This window comes from Pseudomonas sp. SGAir0191, from assembly GCF_002812565.2.
Classification (GTDB): Bacteria; Pseudomonadota; Gammaproteobacteria; order Pseudomonadales; family Pseudomonadaceae; genus Aquipseudomonas; species Aquipseudomonas parafulva_B.
The window spans coordinates 4,171,990-4,192,952 of the sequence record NZ_CP025035.2; the positions used below are offsets into that span (position 1 = coordinate 4,171,990).

Genomic DNA, 20,963 nt, shown 5'->3' on the forward strand with positions numbered 1-20,963 from the left:
GCTTAGAAGTTCACGCCGAAGCTGAGGGCGAGGAAGTCGCGGTCATCCACGGTGCTGTACTTGCCGTCGAAGAAATTGGTGTACGACAGGCTGGCGGTGTAGGTGTTCTGGTACTCGGCATCCAGCCCCAGGCTGACCGCCTTGCGTCCCTCCTCGAAGTTGCCGCCAGGGCCTGGCGAATAACCGGAGACGTCATGGGACCAGGCCACGCTCGGCTTGAGGTTGACGCCTGCGAACACATCGTTGTAGTCCCAGATGACCCGGGCGCGGTAGCCCCACGAAGTGCTGGTGGTATAGCCGTCGTTCTCGCACTTGCGGTTCAGGTTGGCTGTCGAGGCACCGGCGCCTGCACCACTAATGGTGCTGGTGTTGAGCGCCTGGCAGGTATTGGCCCCACCGGTGGCGGGCAACGGGCCGGGGCCGAACACCGGGTCGCGGCCGTAGCGTGTGTCGTAGGCGCTTTCCAGGCCGCCGACATGGGTCACGCCCACCTCGCCCACCACGGTCATGCGGCTGGCACCCATCACTTGGTCGAAGAAGTGGGTCAGGGTGGTCTGGAACTGGGTGACTTCCTTGCGCCGGTAGCCATGCAGGTCCTGGCCAGGCACGCCATCGAGCAGCGAAGCGTTGCTCAAGGCGCCGCCCAGCGGGCGCACACCGGCGAACAGGATGTCGGTGGTGTTGAGCTGCACAGGAGCGTTGGGACGGTAGCTGATTTCACCGCTCCAGGCGGTGCCGGTGGGCAGGGTGGTGGAGAAGCTCAGGCCATACAGGCGGATGTCCTCGGGGTACTCGACGAAGTACTTGGAGTTGCCGGCCACGATCAACGGTGCCAATGCACGCAACTGCGCTGGAAGGGTCGGGATCGCGGCGAAGACCGAAGGCGAGGCGCCGGTTGCGCTGAAGATCGGCGCACGGCTGTGATAGTTCATGAAGTAGGCGCCAAACTCGGTGTCCAGCGGCTCGAACATGTAGCGCATGGCCACGCCGAACTGCCCGCTGTCACGGGCATCACGGTCGCCGCCACGGCGCACCATCACCCCTTCTTCGTTGAGGTTGACGCCGCGGGTGGCCAGGAACTGGCGAGCGGCGGCAGGCACGGTACGGCTGCTGTTGAGCACACGCAGGTTGTCGGTGCAGCCGTCGGCAATGATGTCTGGCTGCGAGAAGAACGTGCCGCAGTTGTCGACGACGGTCTGGTCCCACTCAAGCTGGTAAAAGGCCTCGGCCGACAGGTTGTCGGTCAGGCTCTGGGAAACATAGAACATGTTGACCGGAATCAGGCCTTCCTTGATCTCGGCCCCTGGCCGGCGAAACGCCGACACGTCAATTGGGTTGACGGCATTGATGCCGCTGCCGATGAAGGTGCTCTCGCCCCAGCTGACCACTTGCTTGCCCAGGCGCACCGAGCCTGGCTGATCGCCGATGGAGTAGTTGTGGTAGACGAAGGCGTCGAGCAGCTCGGCACCCGAGGACTTGGCCCCTTCCTTGCGGTTGGAGTCGCTGATGTCCTTGAATTGCCGGCCCTCGTCCTTGAGTTCGAAGTCGTACCAGTACTTGCCGCGCACGAAGATGCCGGTATCGCCGTACTTGAGCTCCAGGTCGTGGATGCCTTTGAAGATCTTGGAGAAGGTCTCGCCCTTCTTGAAGTTGAGGTGGCCATCGTCGGACGTTTGCGAAAGGCCCTTGCCGCCGTTGTTGACCCCGATCAGGTTGCGGTTGGGACTGGCTGTCGACCAACTGGCGCCGATGGAGAGCGAGGAGTCGAACTGGCCTTCGATTTCACCGATGTTGAAACTGACCGCGAAAGCGGGACTGGCAAGGGTGGACGCCAGGCTTACAGCCATGGGCAACCTGGCCCTGCGCCAGAACGGGTTTGCAGATTTCATCGACGCTACTCCATGTTCTTTTTTGTTATGGCAGTGGTGCTTCCAGGAATGGCCCGAACGACCGGTGTGCAAGACAGCGCCTGCTCACCCTCCCCTCCCGAAAAGCCCCTGGCCCCGACTATAGCCACCAAGGCACAGGCGCTCGATCCCTCTAAAGTGTGATTTGCGCTCCGTGCCGCCTGGGCGGTGCTGTGTGCTCCGATTGCGCCCCGGCCGTGCTGAAGAATGGCGCATTTGCGCCATTTGGCAAGCACTGCTCCGCTCTGGCATGCGGGTTGGCCCAGGACAGATTGCCGCATACCCGCTTTCACAGGGTGGACAGGAAGGCACTGTTACAGGCCTGCCACTCGATGATGTCCTGGCGGATGCGTTTCTTGTCGAGCTTGCCGACACTGGTCTTGGGAATTTCAGTAACAAGGGCGATCTGGCTGGGGATGGCCCACTTGTTGATGCGCCCCTGCTCCACGAAAGGCTTGAGGTGTTCCTTGAGTCCCCTGGCATCGATCACCTGGCCTTCGCGCACCACCACCAGGGCAAACGGGCGCTCGCCCCACTGGGGATCGGCCGCCCCTACCACAGCCACTTCCCGCACAGCCGGGTGCGCGCTGATCATGTCTTCCAAATCCAGCGAGGACAGCCACTCACCACCGGTCTTGATCACATCCTTGATGCGATCGCGGATGTCGATAAAACCCATGCTGTCGAGCGTGGCGACGTCGCCGGTGTGCAGCCAGCCGTTCTCCCACAGCGCCTGGCTCTTTTCCGGCTCCTTGAAATAGCCCTGGGTCAGCCACGGCGCACGCAACACCAGTTCACCCTGGGTTTCACCGTCGGCGGGCAGGAAACGCCCTTCTGCATCGATGATGGCCGTTTCCACCAGCGGCACCGGTACACCGGCCTTGATGCGGTAGCTGATGCGCTCATCTTCGGTGCCGGCCTGCAATTCGTCGTTGAGGTGCGCGGCACTGATCAATGGGCACGTCTCGGACATGCCGTAGGCCGCTGTCAGCTGAATGCCGCGGGCAAAGGCCGCATCGTAGAGCGAGCGGTTCAGCGCACTGCCGCCGATGATGATTTTCCAGCCGGCGAAATCCACACCTGTGCCGTGGGGGCAGTTGAGCAGCATCTGCAGGATGGTCGGTACGCAGTGTGAGAAGGTGACCTGCTCTTCGCGCCACAGCTTGAGCAGCATCTCGGGCTCGTAGCGGCCCGGGTACACCTGCTTGATGCCCAACATGGTCGCAACGTAGGGAATACCCCAGGCATGCACGTGGAACATGGGGGTGATGGGCATGTACACGTCATTGCTGCCCAGCAGCCGCACGCTGTCGATGCTGCCCATGACCGAGGCTTCGGCCAGGGTATGCAGGACCAGTTGCCGATGAGTGAAATACACCCCCTTGGGGTTGCCCGTGGTGCCTGTGGTGTAGAAGGTGGTGGCGACCGAATGTTCGTCGAAGTCGGGGAAATCGTACTGCGTGCTCGCCCCAGCCAGCAGCTGCTCATACTCGCCGACCAGGTTGGGCAAGGCCGCATGGGTATCCACCCCGTCGGTCAGCAGCACAGTGCGCTCGACCGTGGTCAACTGGCCGGCAATGGACTGGTACAGCTCGATGAAGTCACTGTTGACCAGCACCAGGCGGTCTTCGGCGTGATTCATGGTGTAGAGAATCTGGTCGGGCGAGAGGCGCACGTTGATGGTATGCACCACTGCGCCGATCATCGGGATGGCGAACATGCACTCAAGATAGCGGTGGCTGTCCCAGTCCATCACTGCCACGGTGTCGCCGGCCTTGACGCCGGCTTCGCTCAGCACGTTGGCCAACTGCGCGATGCGCTGGCTCAACTGCGCATAGGTCAGTCGCACCTGGTCCCGGTAGACGATCTCACGGGTCTTTTCGTAGCGGCTGGCCGACATCAGCAGGCGCTTGATCAGCAGGGGGTAGGCGTAGGCGTCGTCGGCGGGCTTGAGGAGACGGGTCTGCAGCATAAATATCCCTTTTATTGAGGCGCGGGCTTGCAAGGCGTGGCGTCACTGTAGTGCGCGACTGCGCCGGTCAAATCAGCCGAAGGAATGATTTGGCCGGTGGAGCCTGCGGCTTCAGGCGTTGACGGGCGGCAAGCAGGGGCTGGACACTGATCCACAGGCGTCAACCAGACCTTCATCCCCTTTTGTTGAACCGGAGCCCACCTATGCCCAGCTCGCGCCACGCCGTTTTTCTCGACCACGACTCCCTGGACCTGGGCGACCTGGACCTGACGCCGCTGCATCAATCGTTCGATTCACTGGCGCTGTTCGCCGCCACGACGCCAGAGCAGGTGGCCGAACGTCTTCAAGGCGCTGTTGCGGTGATCAGCAACAAGGTGGTGCTCGACGCCGCCTGCCTCGAAGCCAACCCACAGCTCAAGCTGATCCTGGTGGCTGCTACCGGCACCAACAACGTCGACCTGGCCGCCGCCCGGGCGCAAGGCATCACGGTCTGCAACTGTCAGGGCTACGGCACACCTTCGGTTGCCCAGCACACCCTGGGCCTGCTGCTGGCACTGGCCACGCGCCTGTGTGATTACAACAAGGCGGTGGCCGAGGGACGATGGGCCAATGCCAGCCAGTTCTGCCTGCTGGACTATCCGATCGTCGAGCTGGAGGGCAAGACCCTCGGCCTGCTCGGCCATGGCGAACTGGGCGGTGCGGTGGCACGCTTGGCCGAAGCCTTCGGCATGCGCGTGCTGAGCGGGCAGATTCCAGGCCGGCCGAGCCGTGCCGACCGCCTGCCACTGGATGAGCTGCTGCCACAGGTCGACGCCCTCACCCTGCATTGCCCCCTGAATGAGCACACTCGGCACATGATCGGCGAGCGCGAACTGGCCCTGCTCAAGCCCGGTGCACTGGTGGTCAATACCGCACGTGGCGGGTTGATCGACGAGCAGGCGCTGGCCGATGCATTGCGCAGTGGTCATTTGGGCGGGGCTGCAACCGACGTGTTGAGCGTCGAGCCTCCGGTAGACGGCAACCCCTTGCTCGAACCTGGCATCGAGCGCCTGATCATTACCCCTCACAGCGCTTGGGGGGCTGTCGAGGCGCGCCAGCGGATCGTGGGCCAACTGGCGGAAAACGCCCAGGCGTATTTTGCCGGGCAGGCACGCCGCGCGGTCGGCTGAGGCACAGTCGCGGCTCTGCTACACTGCGCGATTTTTCGGAGGCGTCGTCCATGGACCCGCGCAGTGAAGTGTTGCTCCGCCAGGCAGAGCTGTTCCAGGGCCCGCTGCTGATTGCCGGGGCCCCGGCCGATGGCCTGTTGGCCCAACTGCCCCAGGCCCATGCCTGGACCTGGCACGCAGGCGATCACGCCCTGCTCGAAAGCCGCTTTGTCGGCCGCTGCCACTGCGCGGTGGAGCCCCCGGCGGTGGACGTGCCCACTGCCGTGCTGTTTCTTCCCAAGTCGCGCGAGCTGGCGGCTTACCTGCTCACCACCCTGGCCGCACGCCTGCAAGGCGGCACGTTGTACGTGGTGGGTGAAAAACGCGGAGGGATCGAAAGCGTCGCGCGGCACCTCCAGGCTTTTGGCAAGCCGCGCAAACTCGACAGCGCCCGGCACTGCCAACTGTGGCAGGTCAGCGTTGAACAGGCGCCGCAGGCAGCCGCGCTGCACACACTGGCCAAGCAGTTCGAGCTGTCACTGCCAGACGGCCCCTTGCAGGTGGTGAGCTTGCCTGGAGTCTTCAGCCACGGCCGCCTTGACCGAGGCACGGCGGTGCTGCTGCGCCACCTGGAGGCGCTGCCAGAGGGCCACGTGCTGGACTTCGGCTGCGGCGCTGGCGTGCTGGGTGCGGCAGTGAAACGGCGCTACCCTGGCAGCCACGTGACGATGCTGGATGTGGATGCCTTCGCCGTGGCAGCCAGCCGCCTCACCCTGGCGGCCAACGGCCTGGAGGCCGAGGTCGTGCAAGGTGACGGTATCGATGCGGCCCCTTTGGACCTGGAGGTGATACTGAGCAACCCGCCATTTCACACCGGGGTCCATACCGATTACCAAGCATCGGAGAATCTTCTGCAAAAATCGGCCATTCACCTGCGAAAAGGCGGCCAAATACGCTTGGTTGCCAATACTTTCCTGCGCTACAAACCGATCATCGAAGCGGCGCTGGGCAACTGCCAGGTCCTGGAGGAAGCCGACGGGTTCAGGATCTACCAGGCAACACGCTGATAAAAACAGCGCTTGCCGAAACCGTTTCGCCTAGGCAGAATCCGCACCGTCCTAGGGGAGTAGTCTCCCGCGAGCGCCACGCTCGCCCGGTACGCGTCAACATACTTGGTCCACAGACCATGGCGCGTGCGACCCACCATGCAAACGTGCATGACCAGGCCTGCGCAGACAGGCCCGGGGTTTGACAAGACCTATGACACGAACACCTTACCCGGGGCGGGGAGGTCGTACGTGTCATAGCCGTGTCGACCCGCCCCCGTAGGAATCCTGATGCTGGAATCTCTGCTGGTACCCACCGCAATCGTTGCCCTGGCCGAAATCGGCGACAAGACGCAGCTGCTCGCGCTCATCCTCGCTGCCCGCTTTCGCAAGCCCTGGCCCATCATTGCCGGTATCGTCGCCGCTACGCTGGCCAACCATGCCGCAGCAGGGGCCGTGGGCGCCTGGTTCGGCAGTTTCTTCAGCGACGCTGCGCTGCATTGGATCCTGGCCGCCAGCTTCACCGCCACGGCCCTGTGGACGCTGGTGCCGGACAAGATGGACGACGACGAAAACCCTGCGCGCCGCTTCGGACCGTTCCTGACCACGCTGATCGCCTTCTTCCTGGCCGAGATCGGAGACAAGACTCAGGTCGCCACGGTCATGCTGGCTGCACAGTACCCTCACCTGATCATGGTCATCGTCGGGACCACGCTGGGCATGCTGATCGCCAACGTGCCCGTGGTGCTGGCGGGTAATTTCGCCGCGGACAAACTGCCGCTGACGCTGATTCGCCGCCTGGCGGCCGCCGCGTTCTTCGTGCTCGCGATCGTTGCGGTCTACACGGCCATGAAGGCCAGCGGCTGGGTGGGTTGAGGCACGGGCGGGCAGAGCGGAGCCTTCATGGCACTTGCTTGCCCGCCTGCAGCGGGCCTCAGGGCTTGGCCGCTGCCTGATACAGCGGCATGACTTTGGGGATGGCTGCCTGCAAGGCGGCAATACGGCTGGCCGAAGCCGGGTGAGTACTCATGAACTCCGGCGGGGCCCCTTCCGAAGCCTTGCTCATCTTGTTCCACAGGGTGATGGCCGCGTTCGGGTCGTAGCCTGCACGCGCCGAGAGCTCGAGACCGATCAGGTCTGCTTCGTTCTCGTTGGCCCGGCTGTTGGGCAAGGTCATGGCGTAGTTCACCACAGTGTCGGCCAACGCCATGCTGTCCTGACCCAGGCCGAAGATGGCGCCTGCACCCTGACGCGCCATTTCCACGCCGTAGGCCTTGGACATCGCTTCACGGCTGTGCTCGCGCAAGGCGTGGGCGATTTCGTGACCGACGACGGCCGCGATCTCGGCGTCGTTGAGCTTGAGCTGATCGATCAGGCCGGTGTAGACGATGATCTTGCCGCCTGGCCCGCAGTTGGCATTGAGCTCATCGCTCTTGATCACGTTGACTTCCCATTTCCACTGCGCAGCGTCCGGCCGGAACTGGGGCGCCTGGGCAATCAAACGGTTGGCGATGGCCTGTACGCGCCTGGCATCTGCACTGGATTTGTCGAGTAAGCCCTTGCTGGACGCTTCGCCCAGGGTCTGCTGGTACGACTGGGCGTACATGGTGTTGACCTCGTCGGGCGAGAGCATGCTGAACATGTACTGCTTGCGCTCAACGCCCACCGCACCGCCGCTGGTGGTGTTCACCCCTTGGCAGCCAGCGAGCAGGATGCCAGCGCTCATTAGGCTGATGACAAAAGACTTACGCATGGAAACACTCCTTTTTACATGCGCCGTATCCTAGGATGACTCATGGGTGGGCCGCCATAGCCGCAGGGAAGATTTTGTACACCCGCCCGCTCTGCGCGGCGAGCAACCGAGCATGCACTGGCACTCAGGCCGGGGTGAGGCACTCGGGCGCGTCCAGTTTCGGGTCGTTGACGAAAGGCGCCAGGGCCCGCTCGCGCAAGGGCACCGAGGGGCTTGCCAGCAATTCCTGCAAACGGATCAGCGGCGTCTGCGGGTCCAGCCAGGCAGCCTGCCCTGCTTCGTCCAGAATCAGGGGCCTGCGTTGATTCATCGCCGCCTGGGTGACCACGGCGCAGCTGAGCCAGACTTGTTCCTGTACGGCATAAGCCTCCCACACAGCGGCGAAATACAGCGACGCCCCCTCGCCCGGTGTCAGCCAAAAGGGCCGTTTGCGCACGCTGCCTCGCCACTCATAGAAACCGTTGGCCGGTATCAGGCAGCGTCGTTGGCCAAAGGCTTCGCGGAACATCGGCTGCTCGGCCAGCGTTTCGGCGCGGGCATGGGCGGGGGTGCGGGAAAGGTCGGTGAGCCACGGCGGCGTCAGGCCCCAGCGCGCCTTGGCCACTTGCAGCTGCCCGTCCAGCTGGCGCTGGATGAGGACGGTATTGCCGGGCGAAATATTCCACTGGGCAGGCTGCCCGGCGGGAAAGCCAGGCAGGCTGGCCAATGCCTGGGGCCAGCGGAACAGGGCGTAACGTCCACACATGAGGTAATTCTAAACCTAGCAGATCAAGGTACCGGGGAAGCTCTCCGGCTCGTCGCCAATCAGCGGCTGGGCGCCATTGTACGCATCGATCAACTGCCGTGCGTATTCGGCCTGTTCATCGGCCACCGACAAGCCCAGCAGCCCGTGCAGGGGCAATTCGCCGGTCGCCCCGACCAGGTCGCGGCCCACCAGGTGCGCCTGCACCCCTTCGCTGGCGAGCATACCGGCCAGCATTTCTGCTTCGAGCAGGCTTTCGGGTTCGTAGATACGCCTCATCACGCATCGTCCTCACGTCTGACATCGAGCATCCATTCGTCGTCATGCACCTGCAGCACGAACACGATCGGCTGACAGCACACCTGACAGTCTTCGGTGTATACCTGGTCGCCGCCGGACAGATCGACGGAGGTTTCCACCCGCTCGCCACAATAAGGGCAATCGTAGAACTCTGTTTCCAGCATCAGGGCCTCCACGACGAGTTATGCGTATAATTGCCGCTCTGTTTACAGGGCCACGTGCGTCCGAGCCGTTTTTCGGAGCCTGCCCGTACTTCATTATTACCCTAGCCGTTTCCAACAAGAGAGCATGATGGGCGAATTCGATGCCATCCGACCATACGACGACGCTGAGGTCCCTGGAGTTCTGGCACGCCTGCTCAGCGACCCGGCATTCCTCGATATCCTGACTCATTTCCGCTTCCCGCGTGCGGCCGGTGCCCTTGGCTGGCTGCTTAAACCGCTGATCGCCCGGCGCCTGCGCAAGGAGTTCGCTGGTGTGACCTGTGTATCGACCCTGCAGGACAAGGTCGAGCACTACGTTGATCGCACCATCGACCGCGCCACCGATGGCGTGACCTATTCGGGTGTGGAACAGCTCAAGGCCGGCACGGCTTATCTGTTCCTGGCCAACCACCGTGACATCGTCATGGACCCGGCATTCGTCAACTACGCGGTGTACCACGCCGGCCTGCCCACCCCGCGCATCGCCATTGGCGACAACCTGCTGCAAAAACCGTTTGTCAGCGACCTCATGCGGCTCAACAAGAGCTTTATCGTGCACCGCTCGATCACCGGCCGTCGCGAGAAGCTGGCCGCCTACCAGCTGCTGTCGGCCTACATCAATCACTCCATCGTCAACGACGCCACTTCCATCTGGATCGCCCAGGCTGAAGGCCGCGCCAAGGATGGCGACGACCGGACCGATTCGGCCATCCTCAAGATGTTCCACATGAGTCGCAAGGACGAGGCGTTCGGCGCGGTCATCCAGAGCCTGAACCTGACGCCGGTATCGATCAGCTACGAATACGACCCCTGCGACCAGGCCAAGGCCCGTGAGTTGTACATCCGCGCCACCACGGGTACCTACCAGAAGGCACCTGGCGAGGACGACCACAGCATCGCCAAGGGCATCACCGGCTACAAAGGTCGCGTGCACATCAACTTTGCACCGCCGGTGACCCAGTATTACGAGGACACCAAGCAGCTGGCCGCGGAAATCGACCGGCAGATACTCGGCGGTTATCGACTGTTCCCGGTGCATTACCTGGCCTACGCCATGTGGGCCGAGCAGGATGACACGCTGCAGGTGCCAAGCGCCGAGCAGGTGTTCCCTGCCGACGAACTGGCCAAGGCCAAGGAAGAATGGCAGCGCCGGCTGGATGCCTGTCCTGAAGAGCAGCGGCCTTACCTGGTGTTGCAGTACGCCACGCCGGTGCGCAATCAGTATCAGGTCAGGCAGCAGGCACCGCTTGCTTGAGCAGTGAGGGGGCGCTGTTGAACGCGAGCATCCCGATCAGCATGAGCCCCCAATTTACTCAGGCCCAGGTGCTGACCCACGACAGCACCAGCGCACTGGCCAGGCAGGCGAAGCCCATACCGTAGCGCTGCCTGGGCACCCACCCTGCGAATCGCGCATACGGCCTTTGCAGCCCTCCCGGCCCTGGCTGTGCATCGGCCGCGCTTCGCCTGGCGCTGTGCAACAGCAGCCCGCCTGGACACGTCAGCAGCAAGGCCAGCACATTGATGAGCTTGGTGGGATGGGCGGCAATCAGCCCCCAGAGCATGTGCATGGACATCGCGTCACCTCGGCGTAGACCTGAACAAAAGCCAGCATTCTACCCAACCCACCTGACGCTGCCTGCACGGTACCGACCGCGTGTCATTTAATTTCATCTGTCATCGGTTCGTCATCAGAACAGGCCACCCTGTCGTCCTTCCTAGCACCGGAGCTTGTCATGCTGCATGCCGAAAACCAGGACCGCCTCTACCTCGTTGCCCAGAGTGATGAGCAACAGGCGCTCGTCGATGGCCTGGCCATCAATGTGCAAGACCGTCAATGGCTGGTCTACTGCGCCCTGGGCGGGCATGCCCATGAGCACTGGCCCGAGGTGGATGCCCAGACCGGGATCAGCCTGCTGGACCTGCGCATAGCGACGGCCTGATACCGGTACGCGGCATAAAAAAACCGCTGGCCGTCACCGGGCAGCGGTTTGGATGAGCCATTGAAGGCTATTGCGCCAGCACCTGACCGATACTTGGGTCCTTGAACAACCGGGTCAGCGCGTCGCTCAGCACATCGCTGACCAACTGGGTGTTGGTGTCCTGGTTCGGCGCCATGCCAAAGCGCTGGTCCAGCGAAGCGCCATAGCGACCGGTGTAGCGGCGACCATTGTTGGCGACGTCAGCACGGAAGGTGGCGCCGATGGTGGCTTCGGTCACGTACAGTTTGTCCTTGGGCGACTGGTACTTGAGCTCGGCCAGGGTAACGGTCAACTGGGGCGCGTTGCCTGCAGTGGTGGGCGTAAAGCCCAGCAAGCGCACGGCAGCCTCGGCCTGGGCCTGCAGCTTGGGCACCACCTGGTTGCCGCTGACACTGATGGTACTGGTTTCCGGGTACATGCCACCGCGGGTGCCCAGCGACGGTGAAGGCCTGCCGTCTACCACTCGCACCACCACCGGCTGCCCCTGCCCCACCGGGGTGAGTTGCGCCGTGAGCTTAGGCTGCGGATTGAGTTGTTGCGGGCTGTGGGCACAACCGACCAGGCTGAGGCTGGCTACGGTGATCAAACCGAACAACAGTCGTTGCAACATGCGCGATTCTCCAGAAAATGCGGCGATGGCGCACAGTATACCTAGCGGCAAGGGCCTGGCTACAAGCGGCGTGCACCGCTTGCACCCGGTACGTCCGAGGTTGTCACAAACGCTTAACCGGCAACGCTTAATGTGGCTGCACGCTCACCTGCACAGGACATCTGCCATGGTCTCGCTTTTGCACCTGCTGTTGCCTGCTCCTCGCCACACCGCCTACGCCCTGCTCGACATGAATGGCACGTGCCTGGCCTTCAAGCACTGCTCGCAAGCACCTGAGGGCGATGGCTGGGTGCAGGTGCACGAGGTGCAGCTTGCCTGGCTGGGTCATGCACTGCCGGACGGTGCCCGGGTTTGCAAGCCGACAAGTCGCCGCTGGCATCAACGCAACCTGGCTGCCTGAAAAACCCTGCAATAAAACCGCGAAATGGCGACATTTCTAGCTGCGACCTCGCTATAATCTCCCCCCGATTATAAGGACGTCTCCTGATCGGGCCCCGCATCCGCCGTCTGACCACGGCAAATCTACCCGCCTCGCCCACAGAGAGCCTTCCACTCAGGTCTTGCATCGGCTGTCGTGCCTGCTTCCATGGCCGTCACACTGCATAGAACCTGCGGGTTGCCATCGCGCAGTCCCCTTTTGAGGTTCACGTCTCCAAAAGAGCGTGAAAAAACGGTTTTCACTACTTCACAAGAGTGTGGCGAGCAAATGAACAATCTGGCATGTGCAAAAGCGGCAGGTGTGTCCCCTTCAGCCCTGAACAGGCAGCAAATGGCCCCAACCTGGATGCGTGTCTGAGCGGCTTGCATAGCGTATCCGACGGTCGTTGACCATAAGTCGAATTGCCGCACCTGGGGCAAACAGGGTTCAATAGGCAAACCCAAAGACTGGTTGGCGGTGTCCGCGGACGTTGCATGAACTGCGAAAAGTCGGACATGGCGATCCTGGAGAACCCGGTGATCCTGTGCTGTCAATTAGGTAGCTGTAGATTGTGGAGACGCGTTAAATGGCGCAGAACGAATCGGTTGATGTAGTACTGGTAGGCGCAGGCATCATGAGTGCCACCCTGGCCGTACTGCTCAAGGAGCTCGACCCGACCCTGAAACTCGAAGTGGTCGAGGCGATGGACTCCGGGGCCGCAGAGAGTTCCAACCCCTGGAACAACGCAGGCACCGGCCACGCTGGCTTGTGCGAGCTGAACTACACACCCCAGGCCGCTGATGGCAGCATCGACATCAAGAAGGCCGTGCACATCAATACCCAGTTCGAGGTGTCTCGCCAGTTCTGGGCCTACCTGAGCAAGAAAGGCAACTTCGGCCCGGCGCGGGCGTTCATCAACCCGGTACCGCACCTGAGCTACGTCGAGGGTGACAAGGGCATCGCCTTCCTGAAGAAGCGCTACGAACTGCTCAAGCAGCATCACGCCTTTGCCGAGATGGAGTACACCGACGACAAGGCCGTGATGAACGAGTGGATGCCGCTGATGATGCCGGGCCGCCCAGCTGACCAGCACATTGCCGCCACCCGGGTGCTCAAGGGGACCGACGTCAATTTCGGGGCCCTGACCAACAAGCTGCTCAAGCTGCTGGGCGACGCGCCCGACGCGCAGGTCAAGTATTGCAAGAAGGTCGTAGGCCTGCGTCGCAACGGCGCCGGCTGGACGGTCAGCATCAAGGACGTCAACAGCGGCAACAGCCGCGAAGTGGACGCCCGCTTCGTGTTCCTCGGCGCCGGTGGCGCTGCCCTGCCGCTGTTGCAGGCCTCCGGCATCCCCGAGAGCAAAGGCTTTGGCGGCTTCCCGGTCAGTGGCCAATGGCTGCGTTGCGACAATCCGGAAATCGTCAGCCAGCATCAGGCCAAGGTCTATAGCCAGGCCGCCGTCGGCGCGCCGCCCATGTCCGTGCCGCACCTTGATACGCGCGTGGTCGACGGCAAGAAATCCTTGCTGTTCGGGCCGTACGCCGGCTTCACCACCAAGTTCCTCAAGCACGGTTCGCTGCTGGACCTGCCCCTGTCGGTACGCCTGGGCAACCTGGGCCCGATGCTGGCGGTGGCCCGTGACAACATGGACCTGACCAAGTACCTGGTCAGCGAGGTGATGCAGTCGATGGAGCAGCGCCTGGAATCGCTACGTCGCTTCTACCCCGAAGCCAAGGCCGAAGACTGGCGTCTGGAAGTGGCTGGCCAGCGTGTGCAGATCATCAAGAAAGACCCGAAAAAAGGCGGTGTTCTGCAGTTCGGTACCGAGTTGGTGTCTGCCCAGGACGGCAGCCTGGCGGCGCTGCTGGGCGCATCGCCCGGTGCTTCGGTGACCGTCTCGATCATGCTGGAGCTGATCGAGCGCTGCTTCCCGGAGCAGGCGAAAGGTGCCTGGGCAGCCAAGCTCAAGGAGATCTTCCCGGCACGCGAGAAGACCCTGGCCACCGACGCTGCGCTTTACCAGAAAATCAGCGCCGATAACGATGCGGCACTGGACCTGGTGCAAAGCAGCCCGGCAGCCAAGCATTACGCCTGAACCGCCCGGCCAGTGAAAAACGCCCCTCGGGGCGTTTTTTCATGCCCCAGAGCGGGCGTTTTCGATGATTTCGATGTACTCGTCGCCATTGCGCTGATCGGCAATCTGCTCGGCGAACGTCTTGCCATGCTCGTCCTTGCCATCGAGGTCGAAGCCTGCTTCGACGAAGAAGCCGACGAAACGCCGGAAGTCATCTACGCGCAAGCCGCGGTACGCCTTTAGCAGTTTGTGCAGCGAGGGCGACGTGACCCCATCGGCGGGCTCGAACTGGAGAAACGCCTTGATGTAGTCGTCACTGATTTCGTCACCGATTACCTGTTTCTTGTCTTTACGCATTGCCGACTCCAACTGGACCATCACGATGTTCAAAGGGCGGCAGTGTACCTTCCGCCGCGCGCGAGCCTCAACGCGTACGTACGGTGCCAGTGTGCAGGTCCGCCCAGATGTGCCCGTTGGCATAGGTGAGAAACTGCACATACAGGGTCTCGTTGCGCAGCAGGTCCATGATGACCCGGTAATCGCTGAGCGGATAATTCAAGTTCAGCGTGCGAGTCTTTTCGTCGTAGACCGGCTTTTTCAGGCTCTTGGCCGCTTCGCCGTCGAAGGTCAGCAGCACCTGGGTCATGGTGGCCGCCTTGCTCAAGGGCTTGCCCTTGAGGCGCACCTGCAAGGATGAGGTGATCGGAATGGGTTGCTGGTCCGACTGGCGCTGGGCGCCGACTACCACGGTGTAGTCGGTGACTTGAAGCAGTTGCTGAGCGGTGGGCGCTGCCTGGCGCAGGGATTGGTCATCGGGCGGCAGGAATTGGCTGTGCATCGGCGCGGCAGCCAGGGGCAAGCTGACTGCCAGCAGGAACGGGATGAACGCACGCATGTGAGGCTCCTTGGCTTGAAGGAGCACTCTAGCATGCTGCACCTGAGCGGCAGGTAGGCTGCGCTCAGAGCCCCTTGACGGCGAAGATGCCGTTGGCGTTGCGCCAGTAGCCCTTGTAGTCCATGCCGTAGCCGAAGATGTAGCGATCGATGCACGGCAAGCCCACGTAGTTGGCCTTGAGGTCCGGGCTGGCCTTGCGGTCGTGGTCCTTGTCGATCAACACGGCCGTGTGCACGGCGCGGGCGCCGGCGTGCTTGCAGAAATCGATGATGGCGCTGAGGGTGTGGCCCTCGTCGAGGATGTCATCGACGATCAGCACATCGCGGTCGATGAACGAGACTTCCGGCTTGGCCTTCCAGAACAGCTCGCCGCCGCTGGTCTGGTTGCGGTAACGGGTGGCGTGCAGGTACGAGGCTTCCAGCGGGAACTGCAGGTGGGTCAACAGCTTGCCGGCGAAGATCAGGCCGCCGTTCATCACGCAGAACACCACGGGGTTCTTGTCGTGCAGTTCTTGGCAGATCTGCTCGCCGACCTTGGCGATGGCCGCTTCGACTTCGGCTTCGGTGTACAGGCAGTCTGCTTCACGCATGACTTGACGGATATGCTCGAGATCGGCGGACATGGCGCTCTCCAGGAGGTGCATTTTGGAAAAGCGGGCAAAGGTACGCATCCGCTCGTCACAGATCAAGCGTTTATGGACTAACGTGCAAAATGATCAGACGACAGCACAGGCTGAATAGATTAATCTAGCGCGGTTTTTTTGCCCGCCTTTCGGAGCCCCCCTATGCCCACTCGTGAGATCCGCCATCCGCTGATCCGCCACAAGCTCGGCCTGATGCGCCGTGCTGATATCAGCACCAAGAATTTTCGCGAACTTGCCCAGGAAGTCGGCGCCCTGTTGACGTATGAGGCCACCCAGGACCTGCCGCTGGAAACCTACGAAATCGACGGCTGGTGCGGCAAGGTTGCCGTGGAAAAGATCGCCGGCAAGAAGATCACCGTCGTGCCGATCCTGCGCGCAGGCATCGGCATGCTAGACGGCGTGCTCAGCCTGGTGCCGGGTGCCAAGGTCAGCGCGGTGGGCGTGGCCCGCAACGAAGAGACGCTTGAGGCCCACACCTACCTGGAAAAGCTCGCGCCGGACATCAATCAACGCCTGGCCCTGATCATCGACCCGATGCTGGCCACCGGCGCCTCGATGGTTGCCACCATCGACCTGCTGAAAAAGGCCGGTTGCCGGGAAATCCGCGCCATGGTCCTGGTAGCTGCCCCAGAGGGCATCGACGTGGTGCACAAGGCCCACCCGGATGTACAGATCTACACGGCCTCGATCGACCAGCGCCTGAACGAACATGGCTACATCGTTCCAGGCCTGGGTGATGCCGGCGACAAGATCTTCGGCACCAAGCAAAAGGACGCCTGACCATGCAGGACGGCTACAACGACCCGCTCTGGCGTCAGGTCGTTTCAGGCGCGCAGATGCTCTTCGTGGCATTTGGCGCGCTGGTGCTGATGCCCTTGATTACCGGCCTGGACCCTAACGTCGCGCTGTTCACGGCGGGCCTTGGCACCTTGCTGTTTCAACTGGTCACCGGGCGTCAGGTGCCGGTTTTCCTGGCATCGAGCTTCGCTTTCATCACCCCGATCATTCTCGCCAAGGGTCAGTTCGGCCTGGCAGAAACCATGGGCGGCGTCATGGCCGCCGGGTTCGTCTACACCTTCATGGGCCTGATGGTGAAGATCAAGGGCACAGGCTTCATCGACCGCATGCTGCCCCCGGTGGTGATCGGCCCGGTGATCATCTCCATCGGCTTGGCCATGGCACCGATCGCGGCCAACATGGCGATGGGCAAGGCTGGCGATGGGAGCGTGCTGCTGCCCTACAGCACCGCCATGCTCATTTCCATGCCGGCCCTGCTGACGACGCTGATCGTGGCCGTGTTCGGCAAAGGCATCTTCCGCCTGGTGCCGATCATCGCCGGCGTGCTGGTGGGTTTTGCCCTGTCGTTCGCTTTCGGGGTGGTCGACACGGCAAAAATTGCAGCCGCCCCTTGGCTGGAATTGCCCAACTTCACCGCCCCTGCCTTCAACTGGCAGGCCATCCTGTTCATCGTGCCCGTGGCCTTGGCACCGGCGATCGAGCATATCGGCGGGGTCATCGCGGTAGGCAGCGTGACGGGACGGGACTACCTGAAAACGCCTGGCCTGCACCGCACGCTGCTGGGTGACGGCATCGCCACCACGGCAGCCGGCCTGTTCGGTGGACCGCCCAACACCACCTACGCCGAGGTGACCGGCGCGGTCATGCTGACCAAGAACTACAACCCGAAGATCATGACCTGGGCTGCGGTGTTCGCCATCACCCTGGCCTTCATCGGCAAGTTCGGCGCCCTGCTGCAGAGCATTCCGGTGCCGGTGATGGGCGGCATCCTCTGCCTGCTGTTCGGCTCGATCGCAGCCGTGGGGCTCAACACCATGATCCGCCACAAGGTCGACCTCGCCGAAGCGCGGAACTTGGTGATCGTGTCGGTGACCCTGGTGTTCGGTATCGGCGGGGTACTGGTCGGCAGCGGTGACGGCCCTGACGATTGGGGCCTCAAGGGCATCGCGCTGTGCGCCATCGTGGCGATCGCGCTCAACCTGATCCTGCCAGGCAACGATGCCTGGAAACACAAGCAACAGGATGATCAGTTGCCTTGACGCCTGAGCCGCCTGGCTTGTCCCAGTCCTCGACGGGGTCAGGCCAGGCAGGCCATTACGCGTTTTCGCAGAGCTTGGCCAACACCTTCACCCATTCGGGGTGTTCGTTCATGCAAGGCACCAGCACCAGCTCCTGACCACCGGCCTCGACGAATTGCTCGCTGCCGCGCATGCCGATTTCCTCGAGCGTCTCGATGCAGTCGGCCACGAAGGCCGGACACATCACCAGCAACTTCTTCACTCCGGCCTGGGCAAGCTCGTCCAGCCGCGTCTCCGTATAGGGTTCGATCCACTTGTCCCGCCCCAGCCGCGACTGGAACGACACCGACCATTTGCCCGCCGGTATGCCCAGCCTCGTCGCGAACGCCCTGGCCGTGGCCAGGCACTGCCCGCGGTAACACACGGCACGCACCTCGGCGCTGGCGCCTTCGCAGCATTCGGCTGCACGCAGGTCATGTTTCGTACCGCTGGGGAAGAGCTTCTTCAAATGGCGTTCGGGCAGGCCATGGAAGCTGAGCAGCAGGTGATCATAGTCCTGCTCCAGGTAGGGCCGGGCACTGGCGACCAATGCGTCGATGTAATCCGGATCATCGTAGAACGGTTGCAGCACGCGCATCTGCAGCGGCAGTTGCTGCTCGGTGATGGTCTGCCGGGCGAGTTCGACGACGGTGGTCACCGTGCTGTCGGCAAATTGCGGGTACAGGGGGGCCAAGGTGACCTTGCGTATGCCCTGCGCCGCGAGCCGCTCCAGTACCTGGGGCAAGGCTGGCTGACCGTAGCGCATGGCAATTTCAACCGGCCCATGGGGCCAGTGGTCGACCATGGCCGCTTGTAGGCGACGGGTAAGCACTACCAGCGGCGAGCCCTCGTCCCACCAGATCGAGGCATAGGCGTGGGCGGACTGCTCGGGGCGCTTGATCAGGATCAACGACACCAGCAGGCGCCGGATGGGCCAGGGCAAGTCGACCACATAGGGGTCCATGAGAAACTGATTGAGGTAGCGGCGAACATCGGCTACCGACGTGGAGGCCGGTGAACCCAGGTTGACCAGCAGCAAAGCGTGATCGGTCATGCAGCATCCTATGTCAGAGGCGACTGGACAAATTGCCCAGCGCCGATTGCAGATCGTTGAAGCGGAATGTGAACCCGGCCGCCAGCAACCGCGCGGGGTAGGCACGCTGGCCACCGAGCAGCAGGTTCGACATCTCGCCCAGGCCGGCTTTTAGCAGCAACCCAGGCAGGGGTATCACAGCAGGCCGGTGCAGCGCCTTGCCCAGCTGCTTGGCAAATTCACGATTACGCACAGGTTCAGGTGCACAGGCATTGTAAGGGCCGCTGGCGTCGGTGCGCTGCAAGAGAAAATCAATCAGGGCGAGCTGGTCGTCTATATGGATCCAAGGCATCCACTGCCGACCGTTGCCTATCGGCCCTCCTAGTCCCAACTTGAAGGGCAAACGGAGCCGGGACAGGAAGCCGCCGTCGCTGGCCAGCACCAACCCTGTACGTACCAGCACCACCCGAATGCCCTGCGCTTGCGCACGACACGCCGTTTCTTCCCAGGCAATGCACAGCTGGCTGGCGAAATCTTCGACCACAGGAGGCAGGTCTTCGGTCAACTCGCGTTCGCCGCCGTCACCATACCATCCCACGGCCGAACCTGAGATCAGCACCCCAGGACGCTGCTCACGCCTGCCCAGCCATGCCAGCAATTGCTCCGTAAGGGCGATGCGGCTTGACCAGAGCAGGTTGCGCCGAGACGCCGTCCAGGGTCGGTCGGCAATAGGCGCACCGGCCAGGTTGACCACGGCGTCGAGGTGGTCGGCCGCCTCCAGCTCATCAAGCTCGGCAATGCCCCTGACGCCTTCGCCGCAAAGCATCGCCACTGCTTCTGGACGTCGACTCCACACGGTGAGCCGATGCCCTTGAGCAAGCCAGTGACGGCACAAGTGCCGGCCAATCAACCCGGTGCCGCCTGTCAGCAGGATGTGCATGGCAGTGTCCTCATGGAATAAGGCAGTGGTCTATTTTTAACATCAAGGCACTTTCTAGCGCCCATGCTCTCCCATAAACATAGGCCAACCAATCATTACTTACGGGATATACTTATACACATTCGAATGATTGTACAGGTTTGCCTGACAGCGTAGTCTGCGCATAGCAAGGTTTGAAGAGGCCATCATGACCATACCTATTGCCATCATCGGGGCAGGCATTGCCGGCCTGTCAGCCGCCCAGGCACTGCAGAGCGCCGGGCAGACCGTGCACCTTTTCGACAAGGGCCACGGCAGCGGCGGGCGCATGGCCAGCAAACGCAGCGAAGCCGGCGCCCTGGACCTGGGGGCGCAATATTTCACCGCCCGCGACCGCCGTTTCGTCGAAGAACTGCAGCACTGGGTAACCGCCGGCTGGGCGGCGCAGTGGAAACCGCAGCTGTACAACTACCGTGACGGGGCGCTCACTCCCTCCCCCGACGAACAGACGCGCTGGGTGGGCGTACCACGCATGAGCGCCATTACCCGCGGCCTGCTCAAGGACATGACCGTGAACTTCGCCTGCCGTATCACCGAAGTCTTTCGCGGCAAGGACTACTGGCACCTGCAGGACACCGACGGGTGCAGCCACGGTCCGTTCAGCCGGGTGGTGGTTGCCGTGCCAGCGCCACAGGCAACGCCGCTGCTGGCTGCCACGCCAAAGCTCGCAGCCGTGGCCGCCGGGGTGCAGATGGAGCCGACCTGGGCGGTGGCGCTAGGCTTTCAGGCCCCTCTGGATACGCCCATGCAAGGCTGCTTCGTCCAGGAAAGCCCGCTTGACTGGCTGGCCCGCAACCGCAGCAAGCCAGGGCGCGACGAGACCTTGGACACGTGGGTGTTGCACGCCACTTCCAGTTGGAGCCGACAACACATCGACTTGTCCAAGGAGGAAGTTGTCGAGCACCTGCGCGGCGAGTTCGCCGAACTGGTCGGTTGCGTCGTGCCTGAGCCTACGTTCGCCCTGGCCCACCGCTGGTTGTATGCACGCCCTGGCAGTCATCACGAATTTGGCGCCTTGGCCGACGCCGACCAAGGGCTATATGCCTGCGGGGACTGGTGCCTGTCCGGGCGGGTGGAAGGTGCATGGTTAAGTGGCCAGGAGGCCGCGCGCCGTTTACTTGAACACTTGGACTGATCGGCTATCTACACACTAAGGGTTCGCATCGGGCCCGCTATGTGCTGGAAT

Annotated in this window: 23 protein-coding genes and 1 riboswitch; of the genes, 10 read left to right on the forward strand and 13 right to left on the reverse strand. The window is 62.6% G+C overall.

All coding sequences use genetic code 11. The annotated features are described in order from the left end of the window. Window positions 1–2: 2 nt before the first annotated feature. Complete coding sequence (locus tag CWR53_RS18655) at window positions 3–1,889, reverse strand: DUF1302 domain-containing protein (protein WP_058605863.1); 1,887 nt, start codon at window positions 1,887–1,889, stop codon at window positions 3–5. Window positions 1,890–2,196: 307 nt separating this feature from the next. Then, window positions 2,197–3,879 (reverse strand): fatty acid--CoA ligase, encoded by a 1,683-nt coding sequence (locus CWR53_RS18660; RefSeq protein ID WP_100852221.1) that lies wholly within the window; start codon window positions 3,877–3,879, stop codon window positions 2,197–2,199. A gap of 203 nt (window positions 3,880–4,082) precedes the next feature. On the opposite strand from CWR53_RS18660, the gene CWR53_RS18665 reads away from it, so the two are divergent. The 3 genes from CWR53_RS18665 (at window position 4,083) to CWR53_RS18675 (ending at window position 6,949) form a co-directional block, all read left to right on the forward strand. After that, the gene (locus CWR53_RS18665; RefSeq protein ID WP_100852222.1) at window positions 4,083–5,048 is read left to right on the forward strand and encodes a 2-hydroxyacid dehydrogenase; all 966 of its coding nucleotides are present in this window, start codon (window positions 4,083–4,085) and stop codon (window positions 5,046–5,048) included. Window positions 5,049–5,098: 50 nt separating this feature from the next. Continuing rightward, window positions 5,099–6,094 carry a class I SAM-dependent methyltransferase gene (locus CWR53_RS18670; protein WP_058605866.1) on the forward strand — a complete coding sequence of 332 codons (996 nt, stop codon included), beginning with the start codon at window positions 5,099–5,101 and terminating at the stop codon, window positions 6,092–6,094. Between the two features lie 42 nt (window positions 6,095–6,136). Continuing rightward, window positions 6,137–6,276, forward strand: a riboswitch (yybP-ykoY riboswitch). Between the two features lie 88 nt (window positions 6,277–6,364). Beyond that, window positions 6,365–6,949 (forward strand): TMEM165/GDT1 family protein, encoded by a 585-nt coding sequence (locus CWR53_RS18675; RefSeq protein WP_023534668.1) that lies wholly within the window; start codon window positions 6,365–6,367, stop codon window positions 6,947–6,949. A gap of 58 nt (window positions 6,950–7,007) precedes the next feature. Here the strand turns inward: CWR53_RS18675 and CWR53_RS18680 are convergent, their stop codons facing one another. The 4 genes from CWR53_RS18680 to CWR53_RS18695 all read right to left on the reverse strand — a co-directional run bounded on the left by CWR53_RS18680 (window position 7,008) and on the right by CWR53_RS18695 (window position 9,032). Beyond that, window positions 7,008–7,826: a M48 family metallopeptidase gene (locus tag CWR53_RS18680; RefSeq protein ID WP_058605868.1), complete on the reverse strand. Its 819-nt coding sequence runs from the start codon at window positions 7,824–7,826 to the stop codon at window positions 7,008–7,010. Between the two features lie 124 nt (window positions 7,827–7,950). Beyond that, window positions 7,951–8,571, reverse strand: a complete 621-nt coding sequence (locus tag CWR53_RS18685) for an SOS response-associated peptidase (RefSeq protein ID WP_078479101.1) — start codon at window positions 8,569–8,571, stop codon at window positions 7,951–7,953. Window positions 8,572–8,586: 15 nt separating this feature from the next. Beyond that, complete coding sequence (locus CWR53_RS18690; protein ID WP_058605736.1) at window positions 8,587–8,847, reverse strand: putative signal transducing protein; 261 nt, start codon at window positions 8,845–8,847, stop codon at window positions 8,587–8,589. After that, complete coding sequence (locus CWR53_RS18695) at window positions 8,847–9,032, reverse strand: CPXCG motif-containing cysteine-rich protein (protein ID WP_058605735.1); 186 nt, start codon at window positions 9,030–9,032, stop codon at window positions 8,847–8,849. The genes CWR53_RS18690 and CWR53_RS18695 overlap by 1 nt, the downstream gene beginning before the upstream one ends. A 127-nt stretch (window positions 9,033–9,159) precedes the next feature. Here CWR53_RS18695 and CWR53_RS18700 point away from each other — a divergent pair, with 127 nt between their 5' ends. After that, window positions 9,160–10,326: a 1-acyl-sn-glycerol-3-phosphate acyltransferase gene (locus CWR53_RS18700; RefSeq protein WP_058605734.1), complete on the forward strand. Its 1,167-nt coding sequence runs from the start codon at window positions 9,160–9,162 to the stop codon at window positions 10,324–10,326. Window positions 10,327–10,384: 58 nt separating this feature from the next. Here CWR53_RS18700 and CWR53_RS18705 read toward each other — a convergent pair whose 3' ends face one another. Beyond that, window positions 10,385–10,645 carry a hypothetical protein gene (locus CWR53_RS18705; RefSeq protein ID WP_058605733.1) on the reverse strand — a complete coding sequence of 87 codons (261 nt, stop codon included), beginning with the start codon at window positions 10,643–10,645 and terminating at the stop codon, window positions 10,385–10,387. Between the two features lie 159 nt (window positions 10,646–10,804). On the opposite strand from CWR53_RS18705, the gene CWR53_RS18710 reads away from it, so the two are divergent. Further along, a complete protein-coding gene (locus tag CWR53_RS18710; RefSeq protein ID WP_058605732.1) occupies window positions 10,805–11,011 on the forward strand; it encodes a hypothetical protein in 207 nt (68 codons plus the stop codon). A 67-nt stretch (window positions 11,012–11,078) separates the two neighbouring features. On the opposite strand, the gene CWR53_RS18715 is transcribed toward CWR53_RS18710, so the two are convergent. Further along, window positions 11,079–11,660 (reverse strand): YajG family lipoprotein, encoded by a 582-nt coding sequence (locus tag CWR53_RS18715; protein WP_023534676.1) that lies wholly within the window; start codon window positions 11,658–11,660, stop codon window positions 11,079–11,081. Between the two features lie 166 nt (window positions 11,661–11,826). On the opposite strand from CWR53_RS18715, the gene CWR53_RS18720 reads away from it, so the two are divergent. Together CWR53_RS18720 and mqo are read left to right on the forward strand one after the other, a co-directional pair. Continuing rightward, on the forward strand, window positions 11,827–12,060 hold the full coding sequence (locus CWR53_RS18720) for a hypothetical protein (RefSeq protein WP_058605731.1): 234 nt from the start codon (window positions 11,827–11,829) through the stop codon (window positions 12,058–12,060). Between the two features lie 604 nt (window positions 12,061–12,664). Further along, a complete protein-coding gene (mqo, locus tag CWR53_RS18725) occupies window positions 12,665–14,173 on the forward strand; it encodes a malate dehydrogenase (quinone) (RefSeq protein WP_058605730.1) in 1,509 nt (502 codons plus the stop codon). Between the two features lie 39 nt (window positions 14,174–14,212). On the opposite strand, the gene CWR53_RS18730 is transcribed toward mqo, so the two are convergent. From CWR53_RS18730 to CWR53_RS18740, 3 genes are all read right to left on the reverse strand, one after another. After that, the gene (locus CWR53_RS18730; RefSeq protein ID WP_058605729.1) at window positions 14,213–14,509 is read right to left on the reverse strand and encodes a PA4642 family protein; all 297 of its coding nucleotides are present in this window, start codon (window positions 14,507–14,509) and stop codon (window positions 14,213–14,215) included. 67 nt (window positions 14,510–14,576) lie between these two features. Beyond that, window positions 14,577–15,047: a hypothetical protein gene (locus CWR53_RS18735; protein WP_058605728.1), complete on the reverse strand. Its 471-nt coding sequence runs from the start codon at window positions 15,045–15,047 to the stop codon at window positions 14,577–14,579. Between the two features lie 64 nt (window positions 15,048–15,111). After that, on the reverse strand, window positions 15,112–15,669 hold the full coding sequence (locus tag CWR53_RS18740; RefSeq protein ID WP_027916613.1) for a hypoxanthine-guanine phosphoribosyltransferase: 558 nt from the start codon (window positions 15,667–15,669) through the stop codon (window positions 15,112–15,114). 162 nt (window positions 15,670–15,831) lie between these two features. Here CWR53_RS18740 and upp point away from each other — a divergent pair, with 162 nt between their 5' ends. Further along, window positions 15,832–16,470 carry a uracil phosphoribosyltransferase gene (gene upp, locus CWR53_RS18745; RefSeq protein WP_027916614.1) on the forward strand — a complete coding sequence of 213 codons (639 nt, stop codon included), beginning with the start codon at window positions 15,832–15,834 and terminating at the stop codon, window positions 16,468–16,470. A gap of 2 nt (window positions 16,471–16,472) precedes the next feature. Next, the gene (locus tag CWR53_RS18750; protein ID WP_023534705.1) at window positions 16,473–17,747 is read left to right on the forward strand and encodes a uracil-xanthine permease family protein; all 1,275 of its coding nucleotides are present in this window, start codon (window positions 16,473–16,475) and stop codon (window positions 17,745–17,747) included. 55 nt (window positions 17,748–17,802) lie between these two features. Here CWR53_RS18750 and hemH read toward each other — a convergent pair whose 3' ends face one another. Then, window positions 17,803–18,819, reverse strand: a complete 1,017-nt coding sequence (hemH, locus tag CWR53_RS18755; protein WP_058605726.1) for a ferrochelatase — start codon at window positions 18,817–18,819, stop codon at window positions 17,803–17,805. Window positions 18,820–18,832: 13 nt separating this feature from the next. Next, window positions 18,833–19,738 carry a TIGR01777 family oxidoreductase gene (locus tag CWR53_RS18760; RefSeq protein WP_100852223.1) on the reverse strand — a complete coding sequence of 302 codons (906 nt, stop codon included), beginning with the start codon at window positions 19,736–19,738 and terminating at the stop codon, window positions 18,833–18,835. Between the two features lie 187 nt (window positions 19,739–19,925). Between CWR53_RS18760 and CWR53_RS18765 the strand changes: the two genes are divergently transcribed. Further along, window positions 19,926–20,912 (forward strand): NAD(P)/FAD-dependent oxidoreductase, encoded by a 987-nt coding sequence (locus CWR53_RS18765; protein ID WP_100852224.1) that lies wholly within the window; start codon window positions 19,926–19,928, stop codon window positions 20,910–20,912. Window positions 20,913–20,963 lie beyond the last annotated feature (51 nt).